Annotated in this window: 1 protein-coding gene and 1 pseudogene; one reads left to right on the top strand and one right to left on the bottom strand. The window is 47.5% G+C overall.

The window, feature by feature from the left end; genetic code table 11:
• Nucleotides 1-344: 344 nt before the first annotated feature.
• On the top strand, nucleotides 345-1043 hold the full coding sequence (locus ACR2PX_RS23480; protein WP_434001778.1) for a hypothetical protein: 699 nt from the start codon (nucleotides 345-347) through the stop codon (nucleotides 1041-1043).
• A gap of 75 nt (nucleotides 1044-1118) precedes the next feature.
• Here the strand turns inward: ACR2PX_RS23480 and ACR2PX_RS23475 are convergent.
• Nucleotides 1119-1237 (bottom strand): annotated as a pseudogene (locus tag ACR2PX_RS23475) (IS701 family transposase); the annotation flags it as partial.

The raw sequence follows: 1237 nt of genomic DNA, 5'->3' as shown, positions 1-1237 counted from the left end.
TTCCAGCTTTCCAGCTTTCCAGCTTTCCAGCTTTCCAGCTTTCCAGCTTTCCAGCTTTCCAGCTTTCCAGCTTTCCAGCTTTCCAGCTTTCCAGCTTTCCAGCTTTCCAGCTTTCCAGCTTTCCCTGATGGTTAGTATCTCTGACCAGTCTGTTAGTGACGAGTTTCATTCCTTCCCCTAAGCTGCCGGCAATTGAACCGTCCGGACAACTCATGGTCTCACATAGAGACAATCATCGGTCGGGCATGCAGCTTTGCTCCAATCAATCAAATGCGTTGAAACCCTCTGCAGTGGCTGTATTCAAAATATAACAAGTCTGTGTGGTGAGGCTGAAGGAGGTGTATATGAAAGAAATTGTGTCGCTTTTTGTGTTGGTGGTCACCGGTTTCCTGTTGCTGATTTTTTCATTTAAGGCGTTGTCTATGCCTTTGGGAGAGCGGCGAGAGGCTGAGAGGTTGCAGGTTGTGATTGACCAGCTGGACTCTGTCAGGAGAGAGGCAGTGGCCAGGTATCTGGATGGAGATCCTTTGCTAAAGGGTAACAGTTACCGATCTTATGATCAGGCCCGTAAGGCGCGTTTGAATCAGATGTCCTATCAGGAACTGGTGACAGAGCTTAAACGTCTGGAGACACAACAGATTAAGCAGGCTGCCCGTCTTGCTGGTATTGCTATTCCTGAAGAGGAAAAGAAAGGTAATGTGAGAGAAGCATCCGGCTTTGGTGGCACTGTCAGAAGAGGTTCTGACTCTGGGCGCAATGGATCCAAGTCAGCGTATTCATCCTATATGGCGTCTTACTATGAGGATCTTCTCAAGCATCAATCGGGGGATAGCTTTGATGATAGACCCCACGCTGTGCCAGATTTTATTGATCCAAGCCATGAAGAGTATACCGTCACGATGCCTGCAGCCGTCACTGGCAGTCAGCCTAAGAGTTTTAAGGTTCGGGTCAGTCCCGGCAAGATGGAAATGCTTAAGCAGAAGCAGAGGCTCGACAAGATTCTGATCGATGATGTACTTCGGATGACAGGCAAATTGCCCTGATTCAAGGCTTGGAGTGCCAGGCCGTTTTCCCTCCTTTTCGATACAAAAATACCTTAATAAACAGTCTTGTAGGACTTACGCATTGATGGCACCTGCTAATTTTGGTAGCAGGTGGTCTTTACTCTTTGCAAAACTCTCAATGAATTTACCAACCGTCTCTTTAAATAGCCCCCGTTGGTGCTGATAAATATTCG

Origin of the sequence: Endozoicomonas sp., assembly GCF_051008435.1 — a bacterium.
GTDB lineage: Bacteria > Pseudomonadota > Gammaproteobacteria > Pseudomonadales > Endozoicomonadaceae > Endozoicomonas_A.
Note: the sequence above shows the minus strand (reverse complement) of the source record. Positions and strands in the feature narration are given on the sequence as shown.